We start from the raw sequence: 6,021 nt of genomic DNA, 5'->3' as shown, positions 1-6,021 counted from the left end.
CGCCGCCGGTCCCTCCCGGGTCCGTCCCGCCCCATCCGCAGATCCAGACACATCCGTCACAGGCGTTATGGCCGATTCCCTCCCCTCGTGCGGCCTTGTGGGGCTTCGCGCCACAGGGAAAGCTGCCCTGTGGCACCGGTACCGCCCCGCGTACGCCGGTTCCGCGCAATCCCGCGTACGCGCGGTCGAGCCCGGCGCATTCGGACCTTCACAGATACGCCCGAGTAGTTAACACACCACCGGATTGGCCCACCGAGATCCGTGGGAAGGCTTCTCCGGTACCCGGAACGACTGCATTCGGATGAGAGCCGAAGGCGATCCGTAACCGCCCACGCGTGATTCATCCCCTGTCCACCGGCGATCCGCTCCCGGTTCGTATGCAATCGGTACGGACGACACACGCATTCGGTCCACACCCGTGCACCGGACCCCCTACCTCATCCATTCGAGTGCCATTCGAGTGAACGCGGACAGGAGCGGCCATGCCCACACCCCATCAGTCGTCGACCGAGCAGCTAGAAAGGACCGAACCCCACCATCGCGGCGTACGCGTTCAGCCCTCCGCGCCCGGTTCGCGCCCTGCCGAGTCCGAGCTCCAGTCCCCAGGTGATTTCATGATCGGTCGCATTCCCGTCCTCGACGTCCGCCCGCTGGTCGACTGCGGCAGAAGGCCCGCCAAGGCGGTCAGCGGTGAGACCTTCCAGGTCACCGCGACCGTCTTCCGCGAGGGCCATGACGCGGTGGCGGCCAACGTCGTCCTGCGGAGCCCGAGCGGGCGCCCCGGACCCTGGACGCCGATGCGCGAGCTCGCTCCGGGCACCGATCGCTGGGGCGCCGACGTGACTCCGGACGCCGAGGGCCGCTGGACGTACAAGGTCGAGGCCTGGAGCGACCCGGTGTCCACCTGGCTGCACGCGGCGAAGATCAAGATCCCGGCGGGGATCGACACCGCGCTGGTCCTGGCGGAGGGCGCCGAGCTGTACGAACGGGCCGCCGAGGGCGTGCCCAAGCGCGACGGGCGCGAGGCGGTGCTGGCCGCGGTCGACGCCCTGCGCGACGAGTCCCGGCCGGCCGCCGCCCGGCTGGCCGCCGCGCTCACCCCCGAGGCGCGCGACGCGCTGGCCCGCCATCCCCTGCGGGAGCTGGTCACCGCGTCCCGTCCGCACCCGCTCGTCGTCGAGCGCAGGCGTGCGCTGTTCGGCTCCTGGTACGAGCTGTTCCCCCGCTCCGAGGGCGCCAGGGTGGAGCCGGCCAAGGCGCCCCGCAAGGGTCGTACGGCCAAGACCGCCGCGGCCCCGAAGCCGCCCCGCATCATCAGCGGCACGTTCCGCACGGCGGCCGAACGGCTGCCCGCGGTCGCCGCCATGGGGTTCGACGTGGTCTACCTCCCGCCCATCCATCCCATCGGCACCACCCACCGCAAGGGCCCCAACAACTCCCTCTCCCCCGCCGCGCACGACGTCGGTGTGCCGTGGGCGATCGGTTCCGCCGAGGGCGGTCACGACGCGGTCCATCCGGACCTCGGCACGCTGGAGGACTTCGACCATTTCGTCGAGGCGGCCCGCACCCTGCGCATGGAGATCGCGCTGGACTTCGCCCTCCAGTGCTCGCCCGACCATCCTTGGGTGGAACAGCACCCCGAGTGGTTCCATCACCGGGCGGACGGCACCATCGCCTATGCGGAGAATCCGCCGAAGAAATACCAGGACATCTATCCGATCGCCTTCGACAAGGATCTGCGGGGCCTCGTCACGGAGACCGTCCGCATCCTGCGCTTCTGGATGGATCACGGCGTACGCATCTTCCGGGTGGACAATCCGCACACCAAGCCGGTGATCTTCTGGGAAAAGGTGATCGCCGACATCAACCGCACCGACCCCGACGTGATCTTCCTGGCCGAGGCATTCACCCGCCCCGCGATGATGCACACCCTGGCCACCGTCGGATTCCAGCAGTCGTACACCTATTTCACCTGGCGCAACACCCGGCAGGAAATCACGGACTACGTGACCGAACTGTCCGGCGAATCGGCCTCTGTCATGAGGCCCAATTTCTTCGTGAACACCCCCGATATCCTTCCCGGCCATCTCCAGGACGGCGGCAGGCCGGCCTTCGAGGCACGGGCGGTGCTCGCGGCGACCCTCTCCCCGTCCTGGGGGGTGTACGCGGGGTACGAACTGTGCGAGAACACCCCGCTCCGCAACGGCAGTGAGGAGTACCTCGACTCGGAGAAGTACGAGATCCGGCCCAGGGACTGGGAAGCCGCCGAGCGCGAGGGCCGGTCACTGGCTCCGCTCATCACCACGCTCAACCGGATCAGGCGCCGCCACCCGGCGCTGCAGCAGCTGCGCGACGTGCACTTCCACTCGTCCGACAACGACGCCCTGATCGTCTACAGCAAGCGCTCCGGTTCGAACATCGTTCTGACAGTCGTCAACCTCGACCCGCACCACACCCAGGAGGCGACCGTCTCGTTGGACATGCCGCAACTCGGCCTCGACCGGCACGAGAGCGTGCCGGTGCGCGACGAGCTCACCGGCCATTCCTATCACTGGGGCAGGACCTTCTATGTGCGCCTGGAACCGGGCGTCACGCCCGCGCACATCGCGGTCCTGCGACCGTCCCCGCCGACCGGAGGGTCACCCACACCATGATCGTCAACGAGCCCGTCCACGACACCTTCGAGGACACCCCGGCCAAGGACCGCGATCCCGACTGGTTCAAGCGTGCCGTCTTCTACGAAGTCCTCGTCCGGTCCTTCCAGGACTCCAACGGCGACGGCATCGGAGACCTCAAGGGCATCACCGCCAAGCTGGACTATCTGCAGTGGCTGGGCGTCGACTGCCTCTGGCTGCCGCCGTTCTTCAAGTCGCCGCTGCGCGACGGCGGTTACGACGTGTCCGACTACACCGCCGTGCTGCCGGAGTTCGGCGACCTCGCCGACTTCGTCGAGTTCGTCGACGCCGCGCACCAGCGCGGCATGCGCGTGATCATCGACTTCGTCATGAATCACACCAGCGACCAGCACGACTGGTTCCAGCAGTCCCGTACCGACCCCGACGGGCCGTACGGCGACTACTACGTCTGGGCCGACGACGACAAGCAGTTCCAGGACGCCCGGATCATCTTCGTCGACACGGAGACGTCCAACTGGACCTTCGACCCGGTCCGCAAGCAGTACTACTGGCACCGGTTCTTCTCGCACCAGCCCGACCTGAACTACGAGAACCCGGCGGTGCAGGAGGAGATCATCTCCGCGCTGCGCTTCTGGCTGGACCTCGGCATCGACGGCTTCCGTGTCGACGCCGTGCCCTACCTGTACCAGCGCGAGGGCACCAACTGCGAGAACCTCCCGGAGACCCACGGCTTCCTCAAGCGGGTCCGCAAGGAGATCGACGCCAACTACCCGGACACTGTGCTGCTGGCCGAGGCCAACCAGTGGCCGGAGGACGTCGTCGACTACTTCGGCGACTACGGGGCGGGCGGCGACGAGTGCCACATGGCGTTCCACTTCCCCGTGATGCCGCGGATCTTCATGGCCGTACGGCGCGAGAGCCGCTACCCGGTCTCGGAAATCCTGGCCAAGACCCCGGAGATCCCCTCGGGCTGCCAGTGGGGCATCTTCCTGCGCAACCACGACGAGCTGACGCTCGAAATGGTCACGGACGAAGAGCGCGACTACATGTACGCGGAGTACGCCAAGGACCCGCGGATGCGGGCCAACATCGGCATCCGCCGCCGCCTCGCGCCGCTGCTGGACAACGACCGCAACCAGATCGAGCTGTTCACCGCCCTGCTGCTGTCCCTGCCGGGATCCCCGATCCTCTACTACGGGGACGAGATCGGGATGGGCGACAACATCTGGCTGGGCGACCGGGACGCGGTACGCACCCCGATGCAGTGGACGCCCGACCGGAACGCCGGCTTCTCCTCCAGCGATCCGGGGCGGCTCTACCTCCCCACGATCATGGACCCGGTCTACGGCTACCAGGTCACCAACGTCGAGGCGTCGATGGCCTCGCCCTCCTCGCTGCTGCACTGGACGCGGCGGATGATCGAGATCCGCAAGCAGAACCCGGCGTTCGGGCTCGGCTCGTACAACGAACTGCCCTCCTCCAACCCCGCCGTGCTCGCCTTCACCCGTGAGCACGGGGACGATCTCGTGCTGTGCGTGCACAACTTCTCGCGGTTCGCGCAGCCGACGGAGCTCGATCTGAGGTCCTTCAACGGGCGTCATCCGGTGGAGCTGATCGGCGGGGTGCGCTTCCCCGCCATCGGTCAGTGGCCCTACCTGCTGACTCTCGCGGGACACGGCTTCTACTGGTTCCGGCTGCGCAAGGACGCGCCGCCGGCCTGAGCACGAACGGCACCTGCGGGGCGGTTTCCGCCGCCCCGCACGGGGCACTCTTCCCCGCATATCGAGCACTTCCATAGTGTTCTTGGATCTTCCTGGCGTTTCGATCACCCCGAGTCGAGTCCGTACGGACCATCCTGACCCGACACGTCCCGCACAGCCGGACAGCCAAAGCCGCAATCCGGGACACTCTTCGCATCCTGTGGTGTGCCCGGGGAAAGGACGCGATGCCATGTCGGAGGCTGCATCCGCTCAGGTCACCCTGGCGAACAGCACAGCCCTGCTCCCGTCTCTCGGACCGCTGCTGCACGAATGGCTGCCCCGGCAGCGGTGGTTCGCGGGCAAGGGGCGGCCCATCACCGCCTTCTCGCTCGTCTCGGCGACCGAGATACTGCCGGTCGACTCCGCCGCCGTCGACACGGGCCCGGGGCTCCTGCACCTTCTGGTGCGGGCCCATCAGCCCACGATGCCGGACCAGCCCCCGGCGGACTGCTACCAGTTGCTGCTCGGCGTACGGTCCGCGCTGCCCCCGCGCCTCGCGCCCGCCCTCATCGGCCATGTGACGGACGGACCGCTGGCCGGCCGCACCGTCTACGAGGGCCTGCACGACCGGCGCCTGGCCGCGCTGCTGCTGGAACGGCTGCGCACACCCGGCGGCCTCGGCGCCCTGCGCTTCGGCCGGGGGGCGGAGCCGATCCCCGCCGCCCTGACCCCACGGGTGCTGGACACCGAGCAGTCCAACTCCTCTCTCGTGTACGGCGACTCCTACATCCTCAAGATCTTCCGCCGGGTCTTCCCGGGCACCAACCCCGATCTGGAGCTGCCGCTCGCGCTATCCCGCCAGGGCTGCGGACGCGTCCCCGCGCCGGTCGCGTGGTTCGAGGCCGCCGCACCTGAACGCCTCACGCTCGGCGTGCTCCAGCCGTTCCTGCGGGGCGCGGAGGACGGCTGGCAACTCGCGCTGCGCGCGCTGGCGGCGGGCGACGACTTCACGCACGAGGCCCACGCCCTGGGCCGGGCCACCGCCGAGGTGCACACCGCACTTGCCGCCGCGCTGCCCACACCGCCGCTTCGCCGTTCCCAGACCGATGAGCTGGCAGCCGCTATGGTGCAGCGCCTCGAGGCGGCCGCCCACGCGGTACCCGAGCTGGTCCCGTACGTCCCCGGACTGCGCGCCGCCTTCGACGCCGTGACGGCCCTGGGCCACGGGGGCCGCGACTGGTCCGCCCAGCGGGTGCACGGCGACCTCCACCTCGGCCAGACGCTGCGCGGCACCGACGGATTCTGGTCACTGATCGACTTCGAGGGCGAACCGGCCCGCCCGCTCCCGGAGCGCCGCAGCCCGCAGCCTCCGGTGCGCGACATCGCCGGAATGCTCCGCTCCTTCGACTACGCGGCCCGCTCGCACCTCCCCTGGAACGCCGCATGGGCGGCGCGCTGCCGGACCGCCTACTGCGACGGCTACGCCAAGGCGGCGGGCGTCGACCCGCGCGACGAGCCGGAGCTGCTGCGCGCCCACGAGACCGACAAGGCGGTCTACGAGGTGCTGTACGAGGCCCGGCACCGGCCCGACTGGCTGCCCGTCCCGATGGCCGCGATCCACCGTCTGGCGGCCGACGCCGACTGAAGCGGCACGACCACCCGCTGCCCGCCTGCCCGCCCCACCC

3 protein-coding genes are annotated in these 6,021 nt (G+C 69.3%); all 3 read left to right on the top strand.

Annotated features, from left to right (window positions below):
- Nucleotides 1–614 precede the first annotated feature (614 nt).
- A complete protein-coding gene (locus JGS39_RS35270) occupies nucleotides 615–2,654 on the top strand; it encodes an alpha-1,4-glucan--maltose-1-phosphate maltosyltransferase (RefSeq protein WP_219573841.1) in 2,040 nt (679 codons plus the stop codon).
- Entirely contained in the window at nucleotides 2,651–4,357 is a 1,707-nt protein-coding gene (gene treS / locus JGS39_RS35265; protein WP_219573840.1) for a maltose alpha-D-glucosyltransferase, read from the top strand. Before JGS39_RS35270 ends, treS begins: the two co-directional genes overlap by 4 nt.
- A gap of 229 nt (nucleotides 4,358–4,586) precedes the next feature.
- Nucleotides 4,587–5,981 carry a maltokinase N-terminal cap-like domain-containing protein gene (locus JGS39_RS35260; protein ID WP_219573839.1) on the top strand — a complete coding sequence of 465 codons (1,395 nt, stop codon included), beginning with the start codon at nucleotides 4,587–4,589 and terminating at the stop codon, nucleotides 5,979–5,981.
- Nucleotides 5,982–6,021: the final 40 nt, after the last annotated feature.

The sequence above is a fragment of the Streptomyces poriferorum genome (assembly GCF_019399235.1).
Taxonomy (GTDB): Bacteria; Actinomycetota; Actinomycetes; order Streptomycetales; family Streptomycetaceae; genus Streptomyces; species Streptomyces poriferorum.
This window is presented reverse-complemented; position numbering and strand designations above follow the sequence as displayed.